The following is a 17,737-nucleotide window of genomic DNA, read 5'->3' as shown; positions in this document are numbered from 1 at the left end:
AAGAACAAACCCGACGAGATACCCACCGCGCTGACGACCGTTCTCGGCCTGGCGCGCCGCATCAACCAAGGAGGTGCTCATGAACCCGCAGAAGACCGCGACCGCGACCTTGCGCAACACGGACAGTAGCGATGCGCCTGCGCGCGTGCGCCCCGCCCTGACCCTGGTTCAGCCCGCCTTGGGCCCCGAAACCGGCCAGGGCGCCGCGCGCACACGCGCGATATCACCCGAGAAGGCCATGCGCCAAGGGGGCAAGGGAAGTAACTTTCTGCGACCCCACCTGCAGGGAGCTGCCGAGGGGCTGGCGACCAGCTGGTCGTTCACCGAGCGCCCCGAGTCGGTCCTCGACCGGGCCCGCCGGGTCATCCCCGCCAAGAGCGAGGTGCCCCACTGGGTCCTCTGGCTTCCGGCGGTCGCCGTCGGCGCCGTCTGCCTCGGGGTCAGCTTCACGGTCCGGCTGATCGACCTCGCGTTCGCCACTCGGCGGCGCGGCGCGGTCGCCACCGGGGCCCTGGCCCTGTCCTACGCGACCTACCGGGTCGCCCGAACCGTCACCGGGTGAGGGTCATGACCGGCCCCTTGATCCTCTTCCTCAGCGCCCTGGTCAACCTGGCCTTCGCCGTCGCCCTGCACCTGGTGGTCGACCGACTTCTTTCCCCGCGGTCGCGCAAGGCTCGTGCCGTCAAGGTCATGACCGCGGTCACCGTCGTGATCAGCGGCGTCCTGCTGACCCTCCTGTTCATCCAGATCTTCAGCTAGCGCGCGAGCGCCCCCACCCACTACCGCCTCGGAAGGAGGCTCCCGTGGACAACGTCTTCACCAACCCCTGGCTGCTCGTCATCGGCGTTGGCGGCGTCATCGCCCTGCGGACCCTCGGCGTCAAGGCCCTCGAGCCCAAGACCAGCAGCAGCCGCATGGTGCTCTGGGTCGCGTTCGCCGTGGAGGCTCTCTGCGGCCTCCTGCTCGGCGCCGCCCTCTACCAGGTCACCCGGTGGCTCACCAGCCTCACCGGCCGGGGCGAGATCCTCGGGGCGATCGGCTCGATCATCGCGCTGACCTTCGGCTGGCACGCCGTCAAGCTCATCGTGGTGCTGATCCGAGACCTGGCCGACGGCAAGCCCGACAAGGACGCCCGTCACGCCGCACTGCTGGTGCCCACCCTGCTGCCGCCGGGCTTCGCCGCCGTCGCCGCCCTGGTGTCCAACCCGCGTGGCCTCGGCGGCGGCGTCGCCGCAGCGGTCATGGCGGGCATCACTCTGTACTACTGCCTGTCCATCTCCAAGCTGGTGCTGGGCTCGCAGAAGCACAAGGTCCCGTGGAAGTGGTTCGCCCTGGCGGTGCACGTCCTGGCCGGCCTGGTGATCACCACCGCCGTCGTCTACATCGACGGGCTGTTGGCCGAATGGCTCTCGCCCGGGTGGATGCTCGCCGTGCGCCTCGTCGGCGGGTTCGTCGGCCTCGGCCTGGCCATCGCCGCCGTCGCCGACATCGCCGACAAGGAGCCCGACCAGCACGCCCGCCGCCTGGCCGCCTTCGGGCAGCCGCTGCTGTCCCTGTTCGGGTCCGCCGCCATCGCGTGGATCAACACCAACGCCAACAGCGGGCTCGACCTGATCACTGGGGTGGCGTGATGGCTCCGCAGCAGGACACCGAGCAGCAGGACAAGGAGAAGGTCGTCGCCGGCGGGTTCATCGGCTTCATGATGCTGGCCTTCGGGCCGGCCGCCGGTGTCGTCGCCGCCATCGCCGTCGGCATCGAGCGGCTGCGGGGACAGGACGCCGACGCCGTCGCCGCCCGCCGGGCCACCCGCCTGCGTCGGGCCGGTCACGAGAAGGCGATCCGGGACCGGGCCAAGCGCATCCGCAAGGCGCAGACCCAGGCTCAGCGCATCGAAGACGACCTGGCCTGGCTCGCCGCCGACCGGGCGGCCCGGGCCCAGGCCCGCGAGGAACTGCGGGAGTGGAAGAAGAAGGGCCGGCCCACCGACGAGACCCCGGCCCGGCTGTCCGGCCCCAGGCGGGTGTGGCAGGCCATCGCCCGCAACCATCGCCGGGCCCGCCTCGGCAACGCCCGGTTCAACGAGGGCTTCGCCGAGGGGTACGGAGCCGCCAAGACGGTTCTGGCCAACGGCGGGTCACTCAAGGAGGCGGCCACCGCTCGCCCCGGGGTCGGCAAGGCGGTGGCCAAGCCGGCCGACCCGACCCTGGCCAAGCCCGCCGACTCGACGACGAAGCCCCGCGTCGACCCGACCGCGCGCACCGACAAGCCGTCCCCCCGGGGGGCCGAGAAGGCCGCTCCGGCCGGACAGGGCAGGGCTGACGAGCCCTCCGCCCCGGAGGCGGGCAAGCCTGCCCCTGCCGGGCAGGGCAAGACGGCGGGCGGGGGCCCGGTCAAGCCGGGCAACCCCGCCCCCGCCCCGGGGGCACCGACCCTGCCGACCGCGCCGCGTCAGCCCGCCGTTCCGGCGACCCCGCCCCGCCCCACCGCGCCCCCCGCGCCGAAGCCGGCCCCGGCTCCGGTCAGCCGGCCGACCACCGCCCAGCCCCGACCGCAGGCCAGCCTGGCCCCGGCCCCGCCCGCTGGGGACGAGCTCACCCAGGCCGCCGCCTGGTACGCGGGCGACTACCCGGACCGCCCGGGTAACGGCCACAACGCACGCGAGGAGAAGAACACGATGAACACCGCCGTCGTCACCCCGATGGGTACGACCAACCTGGAGGCGATCGACACCAAGCTGGGCCACCTGCTCGAGGCCCTGGGCGCCCTGCGCGACCACGTCGACAGCCTCGCCCCCCGCCGGCGGGCCATCGGCGCCCTGTCCCGGGAGATCACCGAGCGCGCCAACGACAAGGCCCCCACCGCCACCCGACAGGCCGCTGCGGCGGGCCTGGCCTTCACGATCGCGCTCGACGAGTCCATCGACGTGGTGTCCCGCGCGCTGGAGGCCACCGCCGAGCAGGCCGACCTGGCCCGCCGAGGCCAGCAGGCTGGCCGCGACGCCGAGAGCATCCTCGCCGCCGTCGGCGCCTCGCGCCGGCTCGTCAGCCGCGCCAGCTGACCCCACGACCCAGCCGCGAAGGAGGAATTGCCATGGCTGCCCCCACGCTCCACCCCCGCTACGTCGCCCCCCGGGGCGGCCTGCCCCGGGGCGTCAAGATGTCGAACCTGTGGAAGGACGCCAGCGGGGTGATCGTCCCCCACCCGACGGAGGTGCCCGTCGACCAGGAGACCTTCCTGCCGACCGGAACCCTGTGGGTGTGCCTGAAGTCCGACGGGGAGCAGACCTGCCCCACCGTCGCCTGGACCTTCGGTGAGGACGACGTCCCCAGCCCCAGGTGCTGCGCAGACCACCCCGTCGAGCTCGTGCCCGTCGAGGTCTTCGCCCGCGACACCAACCCCGTCGCCGGCGGCCGGGCCCGGGCCGCCGAGGCCGTGCGCATGGTCATCGACCGGCGGCGCCAGGCCGCCATCGACGCCGCCCGGGCCAAGGTCGAGGCCCTGCGCGACGGTGCCCAGGGGCAGGCCCGCAAGGCGCATGCCGACCTGAAGGACCACATCCCCTCCGCCGGCGCCGGACTCGGCGTCCTCGGTGCCGGCCTCACCGTCGTCTCCCTCGACAACGCCGCCCTCGAATGGGCACTCGGAATCGGCCTGGCCACCGCCGGTGCGGTCGCGGCCTACGCCGTGGCCTACCTCGTCGGCCGGATGCGCCCCCCGCGCAAGGGCAAGAGCGAGGTCGGCCGCGACCGGCGCGCCCGTACCGTGGCACTGCGCTACGCCGTCGCCTCCCTGTCCTCGGGGGCGTGGCTGGCCGCCGCCGGTGCCGCCAACGCCACCCTCGACACCCCGCAAGGGTGCGTGGCCCTGGCCTTCGGGCTGCTGTTCGTGTGGGCGGTGTGCCGCACCTATTGGAAGGAGCTGTCCGACCGCCGCGACCGGCTGCGGGACATGGTCCGCCGGCGTGCCGAGGAGGAGGCGCGCAAGGAGCTCGAGCGCCTCGCCGCCGAGCAGGCTGCCGCCGAGGAGGCCCGGCGTCAGGCCGAGGAGGCCCGGCTCGCCGCCGAGCGGGCGCAGGAGACGGCCGTCGTCGAGGAGGTCGCCACCCCCGCCACGCCCGAGGCGATGGGCGAGTGGATGGCCGCCGAGTGGCGCCGCATCTCCGGCCTGGCCACGGTGCCCGGCAGTCTCAAGCAGGTGCTCCCGCACACCCGGATCCTGCCAAAGCTGACCCGGCGGCTGACCTCCTACGTCGAGGGCGAGACCGTCCACATCGGCTGGGAGTTCATGGTCGACGCCGCCCCCGGCGCCCTGGTGCCCCTCGCGGGCCAGGAGGCGTCGCCGCTGGCGTACGCCAAGGGTTGGATCGCCGACGTCATGAACAAGGCCCCGTACCTCGTCACCGTGGTCGACCGGCCGGACAACAAGCCCAACCGGGCGGTGCTCATCGTCAGCGACGAGGCCCCCCTGGGCGAGACCGTGCACTGGAAGGGCAAGGCCGGCATCCGCATCGCCCCCAACGGGGCGATGTACGGACACATGGGCCGCACGCTGCTCGGCGACGACGTCGAGGAGGTGCTGTACGTCCCCGGCCAGGCCGGCGGCAGCTCCACCTTCGGGGTCACCGGCTCCGGTAAATCGGTCAACGGGCAGATCGCCATCCTCAACCGGCTCGCCACCGGGAGGATCCTGCCGGTACTGCACGACCCGAAGATGTTCATGGACTACCTGGAGCTCGTCGGGGTCATTCCGATGGGTTGCACCCAGGAGCACCGGGAGGTTATCTGGCGCAGCCTCGACATGGAGCGCCAGCGCCGGCAGAAGTACCTGTCGACCCTGCGCACCACCGACCGACACGGTCGCGAGGGTCGGCCTGTCGAGCCCGTCTGGGACGTTGAGCGCGACGGCCCGGTGCTATGGGCCCTGTGGGAGGAGTTTCACGAGCAGGCCGCCGACGAGAAGTTCATCAAGCGGCTGCTCTACACGGTGCGCCTGCAGCGGGCCACCGCCATCCACCAGGCCATCGCCACCCAGAGCGGCGGGCTCGCCGACATGGGTGACTCGGTGCTGCGCGACCAAATCAACATGATCGCGATGAAGCTGGCCCGGATGTCCGACCACTCGGCGCTCATGACCGGGTACAAGGGGCCGTACCGCCCGTCAGGGTTGCCTCGGCTGCCCGGAGCCATGCTCTACATCTGCGGCGACGCCGACCCGATCCCGATGCGGGGAGCGTTCGTCACCCGTAAGGACGTCGAGGGCAGCCTTTACGACCAGCTCTACAGCCCCAGCGGGGAGCTGCTCCTGCCCGCGCCCACGCTGCCGGACGCCACCATCGAGGTGTTCAAGCGCGAGGGCCTGTGGGACGTCTGGGAGATGGGCAAGGGTCCCAACGGGCTGGACAAGTTGCTCGCCGACGCCGAGCGGATCGCCACGACCGTCGACACCACCAGCGCCACCGTCACCGGCGGCACCAAGGTCGTGGCCACCGGCCCGCAGGTGCACGCCAAGGACGTGCTGATGGCGCTCATCGCCACCAAGCCCGGCAGCAGCCGCGGTGACGTGGCCGAGCACCCCATGTGGCAGGAGCGGGCGGGCTGGGACAAGTACCCCCACCCCAGCGCCATCACCAGCGCCCTGTCTGCCCTGGAGAGAGAGGCCATGATCACCCGCAGGGACGGGATCTACCACCCCACCCCGAAGGGCAGCGCGCGCGGCCAGCAGGTTCTCGAGCAGCTCGCCGCCCGGGTGGCCGGCCCGAGCGCCCACGACGAGCGCCTCGCCGCCGAGCGGGCGGCAGAACGGCAGCTCGAGGACCAGATGGCCGAGGCCTGAGATCGCACACCAGCACACCACGACACCAGGAGTAACGACGATGGATCAGAACACCACCACCTCGCCGGCCCCCGAGCCGACCACTCCGGGGCCGGGCGACGCCCCGGCACCGACCGTCCAGGAGCGTGTCGATCAGGCCCTCGCCGACATCGACACCACGATCGCCCAGTCCGCCGAGCAGACGCTCGCCGGACCCACCCAGACCACCGAGTCCGCCGGCGGTGAGACGACGGTGGGCAACGCGGACGATACGGAGCTGGCCGTCCTCGAGCGCCTGATCGACGAGCTCAAGGGCGAGCTGAACAAGACCAACGACGCCGTCGACCACCTCGCCCCGCTGCGGGAGAACATCCGCTCCATCTACCAGCAGCTGCAGGACTTGACCCAGGGCGCGGCCAAGCCTACCCAGGCCACCCGGACCGCCATCGAGTACGCGGGGCAGCTGATTCCCATCATCGGCCAGATGATCGGGGAGGCCAGCACCCAGCTCGGCGAGGCGATCGAGCTGGCCAAGACCGCGCACGAGGGGCTCGCCCCTGCTCGCCAGGCTGTGGAGACGCTGACCGCGGCCGGCGCCAACACCGAGCTCATCCAGGAGACCAGCGCCTGACGGCCACCGTCGGGCCCGACCCGCGTCCGGGCCCGTGCGGTGGTGGCCAGGAAGCGACCAAGAGGAAGGGAGAACGCATGTCCGACAAGAACACCGAGGTTCGGCGCGGCGAGTGGATCGCCGTGATCGTGGGGGAGTGGGGCCGGGCGTTCCGCGACGTCGAACAGGCGCGGACGCAGTGCGAGCCGGACCAGGCGGTCCAGGTGGTGATCGGCAGGGACTCGGCGCTCCCGGTGCCGCGTGACGGTCGTCCGGGGGAGTACCAGCCTCTGGTCATCGTCGGAGGCGACCAGGTCCACATCGGGTGGACCAGCCCCAGCGCCTCGAACTTCCACGCGGTCGTCGCCAGCGCCCAGGCCAGGGCCGCCGAGCTCAACGACGCCATCCGCTGACCGCCACCGTGGGGCCCGGACGTACGCCGGGCCCGCGCGGTGGCCGCCAGCGAGGCGGCCACCACAGCCCTGACCAGCCCTGGAGGAACCCCGTGTCCGAGCTCCGTGCGCGCATCCTCGCCGCGATCGCCGGCGGCGACCCGTACGCCCTGCACCGCGACCCCCGCAACACCGTCTGGCTGGGCCAGCACGGTGGTGGGCGCGACGTCACCGAGGAGGTGAAGGCGATGGGCCGCGACGGCCTGCTGGTGCTCGACCCCGACACCGAGCGGTACGTCCTGACCGCGGCCTGACCGCCACCGTCGCACCCGGGCCGCCCGGGTGCGCGCGGTGGACGCCAGGAGGCGACCATCCCCGACCCCCAGGAGAGACCATGCCTCTCACGATCACTGTCACCGACGCACTGCGCACCGACGGCGAGAAGCGCGTCGAGGTGTCCGCGCGCCACCTCGAGGACGCCAGGCTCGTCCTCGCCTACGCCGAGGACCTGATGTGGACGCGCGGCAGGCAGGCCGCCGAGTTCAACGAGTCGCGGTGGCCGGCCGGCGACCGACTCCACGTCATCGTCAACGATGCCTCGGCGCTCCTCGCCGACCCGGCCAGCCGGGACCGGGCCACCTCCATCGCCCACTGGGGAAGCGCCTTCGACGTGGTGCTCACCCTGCGGTTCCGCGCCGACGACATCGCCTGCGACGAGCGCGGGCGCTGGTGGCACCCGACGCTCGCCGCGTTCGGCGGGTCGACGGCGCTGCGCACCCTGGCCTTCCTCGGCCGCGTCACCGTCGAGGTCGTCGACCCCTCGGCCGCGTCCTGACCGCCACCGTCGGGCCTGCACCCCCAGGCCCGCGCGGTGGCCGCCACCGGGGCGCGCCGGAAGGGATCGATACGACATGGCCACCAGAGGCAAGGACTGTAACTGTGGCACCTGCCGCACGTGCGCGCCGCGCACGTTGGACCTCCTCCGCAGGGAGGCTGGTCCGCCGAGCGGCAACAACGAGCGCAGCGGCGGCTCGCTCGGGCGCGACGGACTCATCGCCCGCCGTCCGAACCAGGGCTGATCGCGACCGTCACCGTCGGGCCCGGCGGCAACACCGGGCCCGCGCGGTGACCGCAGCCGCGGCCAACCCCGACACGAAGGAGAGCGCCATGCACGACCCCAGTGAGCGAAGCAAGCTCGCCTACATCAACTCGATCGGCCGGATCATCGTCCCCGGTCCCGTCGAGCCGTCGCCGGTGGCCCGGCCGGACGTCGAGTTCATGGTCGGCGGCGAGATCTACGACGCCGACTACGAGACCGCCCGCGTCCGGTGCGCGGAGGCACTGCTCGAGTGGTACCCGGACATGGCCGACGTCGAGAGCTGGCAGCAGCGCCGCGGGCAGTCCGGCGCCGAGTGGCTCCTCAAGCTCCAGGAGCGCTTCGGCCACTCCCGCCGCATCTACCGGCTCTGACCGCCGCGACCGTCACCGTCGGGCCTGCACCCCCAGGCCCGCGCGGTGGCCGCCGCACCGGCGGCCCGACGCCACCGCGTCGGCCAGCAAGGAGGAAGCCATGACCCACACGCAGTCCGCTGACGAAATCCGTGCCCTCGCCAGGGCCCATCCGCAGATCCTCGCCGACCCGTCGCCGACCATGGCGGCGCTCGTCGCCGACCCGCGCGTCGAGTTCCGCGCCCTCGCCGACTGGCCGAGCGAGGCCGCGGAGGCAGCGCCGGCGGAGGTGACGGCGGCATGATGGGCCGCTCGCACGCCTTGTCCGGGGCCGTCGCCTGGCTGGCCGTCTGCGCCGGCTGGCGGGAGGCCACCGACGCCGGCCTCGTCGACACCGCGCCCGGCGGGGTCGTCGTCGCGGCCGGGGCGGCGGTGGCCGCCGGGTACGCCCTGCTGCCCGACATCGACCACCCCGACTCCACCATCGCCCGCAGCCTCGGCCCCGTCACCCGGGGCCTGGCCCGGGTCACCGCCGCCGGGTCCGCCGCGCTGCGCCGGATCGGGTGCGCGCACTGCGAGCGCCGCCCCGACCAGGGTGGACACCGCGCGCTCACCCACACCGCGCTGTTCGCCGCCGCCGCCGGGGCGACCGTCGCCGCCCTCGCCAGCTGGGGCGGCCCGGCCGCCGGGCTACCCGCCGCCGGCGTCGGCGCCTGGCTGGCCGCACGGTGCGCCCTCAGCGGCCGGCTGCGCTACCGGGCGGTCAGCGCGCTGCTCCATGGCGTCGCCCAGCCCGTGCGGTACCACCTCGCCGGCGCGCTGCCGATCCTGCTCGCCCTGGTCTTCGTCGCCGCCCTCGCCCTGCTCACCCCCACCGGCACGTCGTGGGGGTGGACGGGCCTGGCTGCCGGCGTCGGCGTGCTCACCCACTCGCTGGGCGACGCACTCACCCGGGCCGGCGCCCCGCTGCTGTGGCCGGCCCGCATCCGAGGGTGCCGGTGGCGCGCCGTCGGCAGCCCTCGCGCGCTGCGGATCGTCACCGGAGGGGCAGGGGAGAAGGTGATCGTCGCCATGATCGGTGTGGTCGGACTGGGGTTCGCCGCCATCCTGTCCACCTGACGCGCCGCGCTGCCCGTGGCGCCGGGGCCGCCCCGGCGCGCGCGGGGTCGCTGCGACCAGCGAACCGACAAGGAGAAGACCATGACCCTGGCCACCGAACCGGCCCCGCCACCGACCCTGACCGAACTGCCCGACGGCACGCAGGAGATCATCGCCACCGCCGACGACCTCACCGCCGCCGTCCAGGGACTGCGGTACGTCGCGAAGACGCTGCGTCGCCGTCTGTGGGACGAGACGGCAATGGAGCGGCTCCGGCTTACGCCTCTGATCCGGGTGATCGTGGATCCGGCCCTGCGCCTCGAGCCGAGTGCGTGGGAGATCCTGAACATCGTGGTGATCGAGCTCTGGCACGCCCATCCTCAGGGTGACCGGCTGGGGGTGGAGGTGGTGGTGCGGCACGAGCCCTCGGCGTTCGCCCAGGCAAACCTGGAGGCGCCGGACGCGCCGCAGCTCTGGCTGGCGGGCCTTTGTGAAGAGCTGATCGTGCCGGTCCGGCACGGCGTGATCCGCCTTGACCCGCCCTGCCCGCGCTCCGTGCTGTATCGCGACTTGTAAGCGTCACGGTGTGGGCCCGGCGGTGGGCGGTGCGCGCCCGGGTCCGGCGGATGCGACGCCGGACCCGGGGCGAGGGCGGCCCAACCCGCAGGCCACTTCCAATCATATCGATGGATGATCGGATGAGCACAACGCGCGACGAGGTAAGTACGTTCTGTGTGTGCCGTCCGTTACGCTTGGGACGTAAGGTGTCCCATACTGGCACTGTCCCAAGCAGGAGGTAGCTCGGTGACCAGCCCCCTCGCAACCATCAGCCCTCTCGTGCAGCGCCTTCGCCTGGCTCGCATCATCGAGCAGTTGCGCGTCGATGCCGGTCTGACCCAGGCCGGTCTCGCCACCGCCATCGGCGAGGCGCGCCAGGCGGTGACGCGTTTGGAGAATCCGCTGACCAACCTGGAGCGCCGCATCTCCAGCAAGCACATCCTCAAGATCCTCAAGGCGTGTGGCGTCAAGTACGCCGACCCTCGCTACCGAGACACCGTGGAGCTGATAAGGGCGGCGGATGCCGACGGCTGGTGGAAGTGCGACCACCCGCATATGGGTGCCCGCCAGCAGGTCGTCGCCAACATCGAACTCGGAGCTTCCCTCATCCGCGAGTACCACCCGTACTTGCCGCCGGGGCTGGCTCAGACCGAAGCGTACGCTCGGGGCGTGTCGCGCCAGGAGCACCTTGACGGCGCCACCCCGGACGGCGTGGTCGCGGGTCGGCTTCAGCGGCAGCAGGAGGCTTTCGAGTGCGGCGCGATCAGGTACCAGTTGGTGCTGGAAGAGATGGTGGTCCGGCGGCCGATGGTCGCGCCTGACATCCTGCGTGAGCAGCTGCTGCACCTGATCAAGCTCGCCGAGCGTCCCGGCGTTAGCGTTCGTATCCTGACCGTGGATGCGCCACTCGGTGTGGGCTGGGCGCCCACGTCTCCCTACTCAATCTACGCCTACCCCAACCCTGAGGATCCTCTGGTGGCAGTCATCGACACGGTTTTGCAGGACCACATCGTGGTCGACCCCCAGGAGGTCCACGTGTACGCGCAGCTGCACGACCGGCTGCGTGACGCCGCACTGTCGGATGCGGACAGCGCGGCGTTCATCCGCAACGCGGCCGACGACCTGCTCGCGACCGCATGAACCGAAAGAGGAAAGAGGGAAGCATGTTCGACCCGCAGCACACAGGGTGGCGCAAGGCCAGTAAGAGCCAGGGCTCCGGCAACTGCGTCGAGGTGGCCGGCCTCGTCGAGACCCCCGGGGTCTTGGTGCGCGACAGCAAGGACCCCGACGGTCCCCGGCTGCGCTTCGGCCCCGGCGGCTGGGCGGCCTTCGCCGCCGCCGCCGGGCGGCGGGAGTTCGGCCACGCCTGAGCCCCAACCGAAAAGGACGAGCCGGCACCTCGGAGGTGCCGGCTCGTCCTTTTCGGTATATGGGCAGGTCACTGCTTGTGATCAAGGCGAGGGCGTGGCAGGCTTGGGTCAGTCCCAAAAGTGGGACAGTCCCACGTTGGGCATGTGCCCACAGTGGAAGGGGGTGCAGTGCTCGACTTCGACTTCCTCGCCACGCCGCCACGCGGCGGCGCCGAGATCGTGCCCGGCGAGGGCTACGTCCGGTTCGAGAGCCGCAGCGACCGCCGCGAGCACGCGCTCACCCTGCGCGCCATCCACTGCCCCAGCGCCACCGGTCTGGTCGCGCTGGTGCAGCGGGTCGTACTGCACCGCCGCATCACCTGCACGCGCTGCCGGGACATCCACCCGTGCAGCCGCGCCGCCTGGGCCGACGACGTCCTGACCGAGGACGGGGCCCGCTCGTGACCTTCACATCCGGCAGAGCCTCCTACCCGCGTCGGCCGCAGGACCCGACCGGCCGACCTCCGAGGCCGCGCGCTGCGGCCCGGGTAGACGAGCCTGCCAACCCGTCCGCCGCCGGGGAGCGACGCTGCCACGACAGCACCCCGGCGGCGGACGGGCGCACCACCTGAGCCGGGCGCGTCGCCAGCGTTGGTCCCCCCGTGCTGACGGGGCGGCGCGCCCCCATTCCTCGACCTCGGACTCCGGGTCGCCACTCCTGTCTGGAGGAGCCAGCCGTGCCTCAGCAGTTCGTCGACCTGGCCACGTACACGGACCCCGCCACCCGGGGCAGGGCGCGCCGGCTTCTGGCCCAGGCGCTCACCGTCGACCGGACCGTGCGGTGGATCGCGAACGACCCGGGGGCCGTCGCGGGCCTGGCCGGCGAGCTGGCCCGGGTGCACCTGAGCCAGCTGTTGCGGCTCGGTCGGGTGTGGATCCTCACCGACGGACCGGAAGTCACCGGGCTGCTCGCCGGCATCCACCCGCTCGACGAGCGAAAGCCGGGGGCGATCGCCGACTACGAGGAGGCGGTGGCGCGGGCCACCGGGCAGTACGTGAACCGGTACGTCATCCAGTCCCGCCGCCACGGGGACACGAAGGAGCGGCTGCCGGCGCACTTCCACCTCACCCACCTGGCGATCGAGGAGCCGGGCCGGGGTCTGACGGCGGCGTTGCTGGAGCGCCTGCACCAGCAGCTCGACCCGCTCGGGGTGCCGTGCTACACCACCGCGCTCGGATCTGCGTCCCTGACGACCGCGCACCGCCTCGGCTACGAGGCGCACGGACACCCCGAGGGCGAGCCGCGGATCATCGGCCTGTGGCGGTCGGCTCCGGAGTTCACGCCCAACGGCCGGGCCTGAGCCGACCCGGACACGACAACAGCCCCGCCGGCCCTGGTTCGCGTACAGGGCCGACGGGGCTGTTGCTGTGCGACCCGCCCCGGTTCGCGCACGGGGCGGGTCGCGCACCAGGAGCGGACCGTCACCGGTCAGCTGCTGGCGAGATCATAACCACAATCGTGGGTTCTGTCGGCGAGCCGACGGCCCCACCCGGCCCGCCACCCCTACCCTCGCGCGGTGGGTCTCGAGGTGGGGAAACCGTACAGGCCGGGCGTCCAGCAGTGGCCAGAGGTGAGCGAGCTGCGCATCACCCCCACCGGCGTCCAGCTCCTGATCTTCTACTCAGCGCCCGGCGACCAGGAGGTCGTCGACCTCCGCCACGGGGTGGCCGAGTTCGCCTGGGTCGACGCCGAGCACGCCGCGATCCTGGCCTACCGCTTCGGCGGCCCGGCCCGCGGCTGGTCCGACGTGCCGTACCACCCCGGCCATGACCCGGCCAGCGGCCTGCCATCGGGCGCCGGCGACAGCACCGGCCGCCTGGCGGTCACGGTGGTCCTCGTCAACGCCGACACCGGCCTCGTCCTGGCCCACCGCACGCTCACCTGGCCGACCCCCTTCGTCGAGCACGTCAGCCGCACCGTCGGCCGGATGCTCGGCGGCCGGTACGACGAACGCGCCTTCGAAGCTGCCGTCACCACCCTGCACCGCAGGCACACGACCGCCGATGCGCTGGTCGACCAGCGCGCCGACGCCGTGTGCGTCGCCAACTGACCGGTCAGCTCAGCTGCTCCAGCAGCTCCCGGCACGACGCGGTTGCCTGCTCGTGCCGGCGCACCGCATCCCTGACGAGGTGCGCCTCCGTCTCCACCACCGAACCGTGGTCGGTAGTGACCAGGCGCACCTGGCCGCGTTGGCGCACCGCTGCCACGTAGTTGTCCAGCTCCCAGCCCTCCCAGAGCACGGTGGCGGTGGCCAGCACCTCGCCATCCGGATACCGGGCGGCGACCTTCCTGAGGAACTGCTCCCGGTTCACCTCAGACCTCCTCGACACGGAAGTCGAGGCGCTCCCATCCGCCAAGGCCCAGCGCCGCGTCGGCGCACTCCCGGTGGGCGAACCCGGTCCAGTCCGGGTGGCTCAAGTCCCGGATCCGCAGTAGGCCCGTGTGCCCCACCCACCGCCCGTCGGCGCCCCGCACCAGCCGCTCGGTGCCGATCTTGCCTCCGTGCGGGCAGTCGCTGGCCTGGATGCAGCCGGAGTCCCACAGCGGCAGGTCTTCCGGGTCGTACCGGTTCTCCGCGCCCCAGGCGTCGGCGTCGACGTACGCGCCGTCGGCGTCGACGTACGCGCCATCCTCGTCGATCGTCTCCGGCTGGGGGGCGTCGTATCCGCGCAGCATGGCGCTCCTCTCGGTCATCGGCGCGCCCCGGTGGCGCACCGTTGTGGGTGTGCCGCACGGCATCCCGTGCTGCCCGGCGTCGGGCCGGTGATGGCCCGGCCCGATAGTCTCTCCGCCGGGTGTGTCAATGGAGGGTGGTGGGCACCACATGTCGGGTGGTGGCGAGTGGATCTGCACGAACTGCAAGATCATCTGCGTGCAGCGGGACGGAGCATGGGTCCACCCGGAGCCGTGGGCCACCCTGAAGGCCCGGTGGATCTGCGCGAACCCGCAGCCGATGCGCGAAGCCACCGTTGGCGAATCCAAGCGAGGGAGCATGCAATCCCTCAAGCGTGACCGGTGGATCATCGAACGCCAGCTCCAGCGCCTCGTCGTGCCCGAAGGCACCCCCATTCAGGTCGGCGTCGTCGGCTGGTATCAGCACGACGACGTCGCCGCCGCCGAGTGGCGCCGCCGCCACCCCGGCACCCGGGAGGACGGCCTCGCTCAGGTGTCCCACCCCCGAGGGTGGGGATACCTGGCCAGCGACGGCCACTACGGGCTCGGGGCCACCACCACCCAGCGGCGCTACGACGGCGCCGGCGAGCTGGCCGCCGAACTGCGGGCCCTGTTCTGGGCCTGCCGAAAGCTCCTGCCCCGCTGGCCCACCACCGTGCTCACCGACTACCCCGAGATCCACGACCTCGTCGAGGCATGGCGCCGGGGCGACACCGAGCGGGTCCCCGAGGGGTACAACACCGAGGACCGGGAGTCCGGGCGTGAAGCCAAGCTGCTGCGCCTGGCCCGTGCCGTGCACCAGCACCGCGACCTCGTCACCGTCAAGGTCCTTGACGATTACGCCGACACCCCGCTTGGCGCAGGCGCCAACAAGTTGTCGAACCTGGGCTGGCGGTGGTGCGCCAACCGGATCCGCAAGACCGAGGCGAAGGAGAGCGGGCTGGCCACGGCCGCCCGGTACCTCGGCGTCGACCCGGTCCTCGTTCCCGTCGAGGGCGAGTAGTCGAGGCGTTCGCAGCTCCGCCCGACATGGGCGGAGCTGCGAACTGGTGACGTAGGCCATCCCGTCCCCGACGAAGAGGGTCACCCTCACGGAGGTGGGGAAGGAGACGCCCGAAGGCTGTGCCTCGGGATCACCCCCACAGCGGTGGGGAACGGCAACCAGAACCGCGCTGACGCGTCACATCTGTGGCGGTTCACCCCCACGACGGTGGGGAGCGGCATGTCCGACGACGGAGGGTCGGGATCACCCCCACAGCGGTGGGGAACGGTGGACTCTTCGAGCCCAGCTCGTCGAGACGGTAACACAGCCGACCGACATCAAGGTGACGCCGCCCGCCGCGGCCCTGGTTCGCGCGCAGGGCCGTGGCGGGGGAGTCACGAGACCGTCTTGAGCAGGCTCTCGACGCCGGTCAGGGTGAACGGATCCCGGAGCCCGTCGACCGACGGCAGGTCAACCACCACGGTCAGCTCGCCCAGCTCGTCGACCGGCACCGTGCCGGACTCGACGAACTGGGCCCGGCCACCAACCGGGATCTGCGTACCCCCGTCGATGCGCAGCGCCTTACGCCGCCGCTCGGCCGGATCGGTGTACCGGTAGCCGGTCGGGGACCCGGCCTCCTCCTGTTCCGGCCCGTGCAACAAGGTCATCTCCCGGGAGTCCGGCACCACCGGTAGGTCCTCGCCACTGCCGTTGACGACCTCCAAGGTCAAGCGGACCAGGGCCAGCGACGCCGGCACGTCCACGCCCCACGAGTTCGGCACCCGCTGCACGCTCACCAGCCGCGCGGACAGACCGTCCGGCCAGGTCGCACCGTTGGCCACCGGGCCGGCTGTCGCCGGCGGCGGGCCCGTCGGGTCGACCGCGTCGCCGACGGGCGGGCCGGGCGGGGACAAGGTGGGGGAGGAAGCCGGCTCGCCCGTGCAGCCGGCCACAGCCAGCGTGAGCAGGACGGCGAGCACGGCCCGTCGTGATCTGAGCATCCCCACAGGGTGGTCGGGCGCCGGCTGGCAGTCCACCGGCGCCCGAGTCGGATACCCGACGGCGAACTACCGGCTCGCCGCCCACCGGAGCAACCCGGCCCCGACGACCACGAGCAGGCCGAACGCGGCCCCGGTCCCGGCGAGGGGGCCGCCAACGATGTACGCGCACACGATGAGACCGAGCGCGCCCAGCGGCAGCAGGCCCAGCAGCAGCACCAGACCCAGGGTGACCACGCCGTTCAGCGCGACCCCGCCCACCGAGCGGGGCTGCGGCGGACTCACCGGCGGCGCCGGGTACCAGCCCCACCCGTGGTCCGGGTGCCACCCGCGGGCCAGGTCCGGCCGGCGGGGAGCAGGGGACATGGTCCATCCGGCGTTCGGCGGGTAACCGGTCGCCGGCGGGCGCCGAGCGGCCGGCGGCCGGTGGCCACCCGGTGACCGCCCGCGCGGGTGCGTGTAAGGGTTCATGACCTCTCCGATCTGGTGGGGTTCCGCCTCTGGCGGCCACCGTGCGGGCTCGGACAGCCCGAGCCCGACGGAAGCGGTCAGGACGCCCAGGCGTCGACCAACGTCGTCATCGTCACCCCCGGCACCTCACCGGCGGTGATCGCCTGCTCGTAGTCGGTGTGCTTGCGGGGCGCCCCCGACATCGACTCGTGCCGCACCCGGCCGAACAGCGCCTTCGACGGCGCCGCCCCGAAGGCATCCTGGTGGGTGAACACGTGCAGCCCCACGACGTCCATCACCCCCGTCGCCGACCGGGTGCACTCGAACATCATGGCGGTGGCGCGCCACAGCGCCGCCATGTCCTCCTCCGTGACACCCGTCTGCATGCCCCGGGGCGCCGAGTAGTGCAGGTGCGCTCGGTACAGGCCGTAGGGCACCGTCCACTTGCTGCCGATCTCGTTGCGCTCGCCCTTGTCGATGTCCTCCTGGCGGGTCTGCGTGACCCGGGTGATCATGTGGCTGCTGGGGAGCACCGGATGCAGGCTGCGCGCGAAGCCCATCTGCACCGGCCCGCGCACCTGCGCACTCGCGCCCTTCCCGCCGCCGGTCAGCACCGCGCCGAACATCCGCACGTCGAAGTACCACGCGCACATCCGCTGCACGGCACCCAGCTTGTCGTCCTTCTTTGACGCCGCACGCGCCTGCTCCCACCGGGGATTCAAGGCGCTCCTGGCCTCGACGAAGATCTGGAACCGCTCGTCATCGCCGTGCAGCATCGCCACGGTGTCGCGGATGCGGCGCTTCATGGACACGTCCGTAACCAGGCCGTGCCCCGTCTCGTCGTCGGTGCGCGGCTGGTTCTCGGCGTCTGGGTCGCCGTTGGGGTTGGCGTCGGTGACCTCGAACAGCACCACCGCGTCGTGCCGCCGCGTCGGGTCGAGGTGCGTGCCGCTCACCGGCCCGCCTCTTGTCCGGCAGCGGCGAGCGCGACCGGATCGCGGCGCGCGGCAGCGGCCGTCACCTGCTGCACCCGCTGCCTGGTGCCCAGGCCCGTCGGCTCCACCAGATCCTGGTGGCGCAGACCTGTGGCGGCCAGTGCCGCGCCCCGCTCCGCCTTGATCGCGCGGGCGATGCGTGGCGCTGCCTCCTCCCAGAGGCGCTGCAACCGGGTCAGCTCGTGGTAGCGGGCGAGCGGGTCGCCCAGCTCGCCGGCCGCCTCCAGGTCCGCGCCGATGGCGGCCGAGACGGCCGCCTCGACCTCGTAGGGCTCGACCTCGTATCCGACGGTGGACATTCTCCTCCTTGC

The 17,737-nt window shown here is 72.5% G+C and carries 25 protein-coding genes; 19 read left to right on the top strand and 6 right to left on the bottom strand.

Annotated features, from left to right (window positions below):
• The first annotated feature begins 79 nt into the window (after positions 1 to 79).
• The 18 genes from ACQUFX_RS13650 to ACQUFX_RS13565 all read left to right on the top strand — a co-directional run bounded on the left by ACQUFX_RS13650 (position 80) and on the right by ACQUFX_RS13565 (position 13,378).
• On the top strand, positions 80 to 562 hold the full coding sequence (locus ACQUFX_RS13650; protein ID WP_428966414.1) for a hypothetical protein: 483 nt from the start codon (positions 80 to 82) through the stop codon (positions 560 to 562).
• Between the two features lie 5 nt (positions 563 to 567).
• Entirely contained in the window at positions 568 to 759 is a 192-nt protein-coding gene (locus ACQUFX_RS13645; RefSeq protein ID WP_428966413.1) for a hypothetical protein, read from the top strand.
• A 44-nt stretch (positions 760 to 803) separates the two neighbouring features.
• Positions 804 to 1,631: a hypothetical protein gene (locus tag ACQUFX_RS13640; protein ID WP_428966412.1), complete on the top strand. Its 828-nt coding sequence runs from the start codon at positions 804 to 806 to the stop codon at positions 1,629 to 1,631.
• Positions 1,631 to 3,058 carry a hypothetical protein gene (locus ACQUFX_RS13635; protein ID WP_428966411.1) on the top strand — a complete coding sequence of 476 codons (1,428 nt, stop codon included), beginning with the start codon at positions 1,631 to 1,633 and terminating at the stop codon, positions 3,056 to 3,058. Before ACQUFX_RS13640 ends, ACQUFX_RS13635 begins: the two co-directional genes overlap by 1 nt.
• Before the next feature lie 32 nt (positions 3,059 to 3,090).
• Entirely contained in the window at positions 3,091 to 5,832 is a 2,742-nt protein-coding gene (locus tag ACQUFX_RS13630) for a hypothetical protein (RefSeq protein WP_428966410.1), read from the top strand.
• Between the two features lie 40 nt (positions 5,833 to 5,872).
• Complete coding sequence (locus tag ACQUFX_RS13625; protein ID WP_428966409.1) at positions 5,873 to 6,442, top strand: hypothetical protein; 570 nt, start codon at positions 5,873 to 5,875, stop codon at positions 6,440 to 6,442.
• Positions 6,443 to 6,519: 77 nt separating this feature from the next.
• Complete coding sequence (locus tag ACQUFX_RS13620; RefSeq protein ID WP_428966408.1) at positions 6,520 to 6,834, top strand: hypothetical protein; 315 nt, start codon at positions 6,520 to 6,522, stop codon at positions 6,832 to 6,834.
• 92 nt (positions 6,835 to 6,926) lie between these two features.
• The gene (locus ACQUFX_RS13615; protein ID WP_428966407.1) at positions 6,927 to 7,127 is read left to right on the top strand and encodes a hypothetical protein; all 201 of its coding nucleotides are present in this window, start codon (positions 6,927 to 6,929) and stop codon (positions 7,125 to 7,127) included.
• An 80-nt stretch (positions 7,128 to 7,207) separates the two neighbouring features.
• On the top strand, positions 7,208 to 7,648 hold the full coding sequence (locus ACQUFX_RS13610; protein WP_428966406.1) for a hypothetical protein: 441 nt from the start codon (positions 7,208 to 7,210) through the stop codon (positions 7,646 to 7,648).
• 332 nt (positions 7,649 to 7,980) lie between these two features.
• Positions 7,981 to 8,283 carry a hypothetical protein gene (locus tag ACQUFX_RS13605; RefSeq protein ID WP_428966405.1) on the top strand — a complete coding sequence of 101 codons (303 nt, stop codon included), beginning with the start codon at positions 7,981 to 7,983 and terminating at the stop codon, positions 8,281 to 8,283.
• Positions 8,284 to 8,383: 100 nt separating this feature from the next.
• Positions 8,384 to 8,566, top strand: a complete 183-nt coding sequence (locus tag ACQUFX_RS13600) for a hypothetical protein (protein WP_428966404.1) — start codon at positions 8,384 to 8,386, stop codon at positions 8,564 to 8,566.
• Positions 8,563 to 9,381, top strand: a complete 819-nt coding sequence (locus tag ACQUFX_RS13595; RefSeq protein ID WP_428966403.1) for a metal-dependent hydrolase — start codon at positions 8,563 to 8,565, stop codon at positions 9,379 to 9,381. The genes ACQUFX_RS13600 and ACQUFX_RS13595 overlap by 4 nt, the downstream gene beginning before the upstream one ends.
• An 81-nt stretch (positions 9,382 to 9,462) precedes the next feature.
• Positions 9,463 to 9,936, top strand: a complete 474-nt coding sequence (locus ACQUFX_RS13590; RefSeq protein ID WP_428966402.1) for a hypothetical protein — start codon at positions 9,463 to 9,465, stop codon at positions 9,934 to 9,936.
• A gap of 228 nt (positions 9,937 to 10,164) precedes the next feature.
• Positions 10,165 to 11,058, top strand: a complete 894-nt coding sequence (locus ACQUFX_RS13585; RefSeq protein WP_428966401.1) for a helix-turn-helix domain-containing protein — start codon at positions 10,165 to 10,167, stop codon at positions 11,056 to 11,058.
• A gap of 23 nt (positions 11,059 to 11,081) precedes the next feature.
• Positions 11,082 to 11,288: a DUF397 domain-containing protein gene (locus ACQUFX_RS13580; RefSeq protein ID WP_428966400.1), complete on the top strand. Its 207-nt coding sequence runs from the start codon at positions 11,082 to 11,084 to the stop codon at positions 11,286 to 11,288.
• 168 nt (positions 11,289 to 11,456) lie between these two features.
• Positions 11,457 to 11,732, top strand: a complete 276-nt coding sequence (locus ACQUFX_RS13575; RefSeq protein ID WP_428966399.1) for a hypothetical protein — start codon at positions 11,457 to 11,459, stop codon at positions 11,730 to 11,732.
• A 272-nt stretch (positions 11,733 to 12,004) separates the two neighbouring features.
• A complete protein-coding gene (locus ACQUFX_RS13570; protein ID WP_428966398.1) occupies positions 12,005 to 12,628 on the top strand; it encodes a hypothetical protein in 624 nt (207 codons plus the stop codon).
• Between the two features lie 270 nt (positions 12,629 to 12,898).
• On the top strand, positions 12,899 to 13,378 hold the full coding sequence (locus ACQUFX_RS13565; protein WP_428966397.1) for a hypothetical protein: 480 nt from the start codon (positions 12,899 to 12,901) through the stop codon (positions 13,376 to 13,378).
• 4 nt (positions 13,379 to 13,382) lie between these two features.
• On the opposite strand, the gene ACQUFX_RS13560 is transcribed toward ACQUFX_RS13565, so the two are convergent.
• Both ACQUFX_RS13560 and ACQUFX_RS13555 read right to left on the bottom strand, forming a co-directional pair.
• Positions 13,383 to 13,640: a hypothetical protein gene (locus ACQUFX_RS13560; RefSeq protein WP_428966396.1), complete on the bottom strand. Its 258-nt coding sequence runs from the start codon at positions 13,638 to 13,640 to the stop codon at positions 13,383 to 13,385.
• 1 nt (position 13,641) lies between these two features.
• Positions 13,642 to 14,022 carry a hypothetical protein gene (locus ACQUFX_RS13555; protein ID WP_428966395.1) on the bottom strand — a complete coding sequence of 127 codons (381 nt, stop codon included), beginning with the start codon at positions 14,020 to 14,022 and terminating at the stop codon, positions 13,642 to 13,644.
• A 298-nt stretch (positions 14,023 to 14,320) separates the two neighbouring features.
• Between ACQUFX_RS13555 and ACQUFX_RS13550 the strand changes: the two genes are divergently transcribed.
• The gene (locus ACQUFX_RS13550) at positions 14,321 to 15,004 is read left to right on the top strand and encodes a hypothetical protein (RefSeq protein ID WP_428966394.1); all 684 of its coding nucleotides are present in this window, start codon (positions 14,321 to 14,323) and stop codon (positions 15,002 to 15,004) included.
• A 374-nt stretch (positions 15,005 to 15,378) separates the two neighbouring features.
• Here the strand turns inward: ACQUFX_RS13550 and ACQUFX_RS13545 are convergent, their stop codons facing one another.
• The 4 genes from ACQUFX_RS13545 to ACQUFX_RS13530 form a co-directional block, all read right to left on the bottom strand.
• Positions 15,379 to 15,984: a hypothetical protein gene (locus ACQUFX_RS13545; RefSeq protein WP_428966393.1), complete on the bottom strand. Its 606-nt coding sequence runs from the start codon at positions 15,982 to 15,984 to the stop codon at positions 15,379 to 15,381.
• 66 nt (positions 15,985 to 16,050) lie between these two features.
• Positions 16,051 to 16,347: a hypothetical protein gene (locus ACQUFX_RS13540; RefSeq protein WP_428966392.1), complete on the bottom strand. Its 297-nt coding sequence runs from the start codon at positions 16,345 to 16,347 to the stop codon at positions 16,051 to 16,053.
• A gap of 182 nt (positions 16,348 to 16,529) precedes the next feature.
• Positions 16,530 to 17,387, bottom strand: coding sequence for a type I-C CRISPR-associated protein Cas7/Csd2 (gene cas7c, locus ACQUFX_RS13535; protein ID WP_428966391.1), 858 nt, complete (start codon positions 17,385 to 17,387; stop codon positions 16,530 to 16,532).
• Complete coding sequence (locus tag ACQUFX_RS13530; protein WP_428966390.1) at positions 17,384 to 17,725, bottom strand: hypothetical protein; 342 nt, start codon at positions 17,723 to 17,725, stop codon at positions 17,384 to 17,386. The genes cas7c and ACQUFX_RS13530 overlap by 4 nt, the downstream gene beginning before the upstream one ends.
• Positions 17,726 to 17,737 lie beyond the last annotated feature (12 nt).

Origin of the sequence: Micromonospora fluostatini (assembly GCF_050410825.1) — a bacterium.
Taxonomy (GTDB): Bacteria; Actinomycetota; Actinomycetes; order Mycobacteriales; family Micromonosporaceae; genus Micromonospora; species Micromonospora rosaria.
This window is presented reverse-complemented; position numbering and strand designations above follow the sequence as displayed.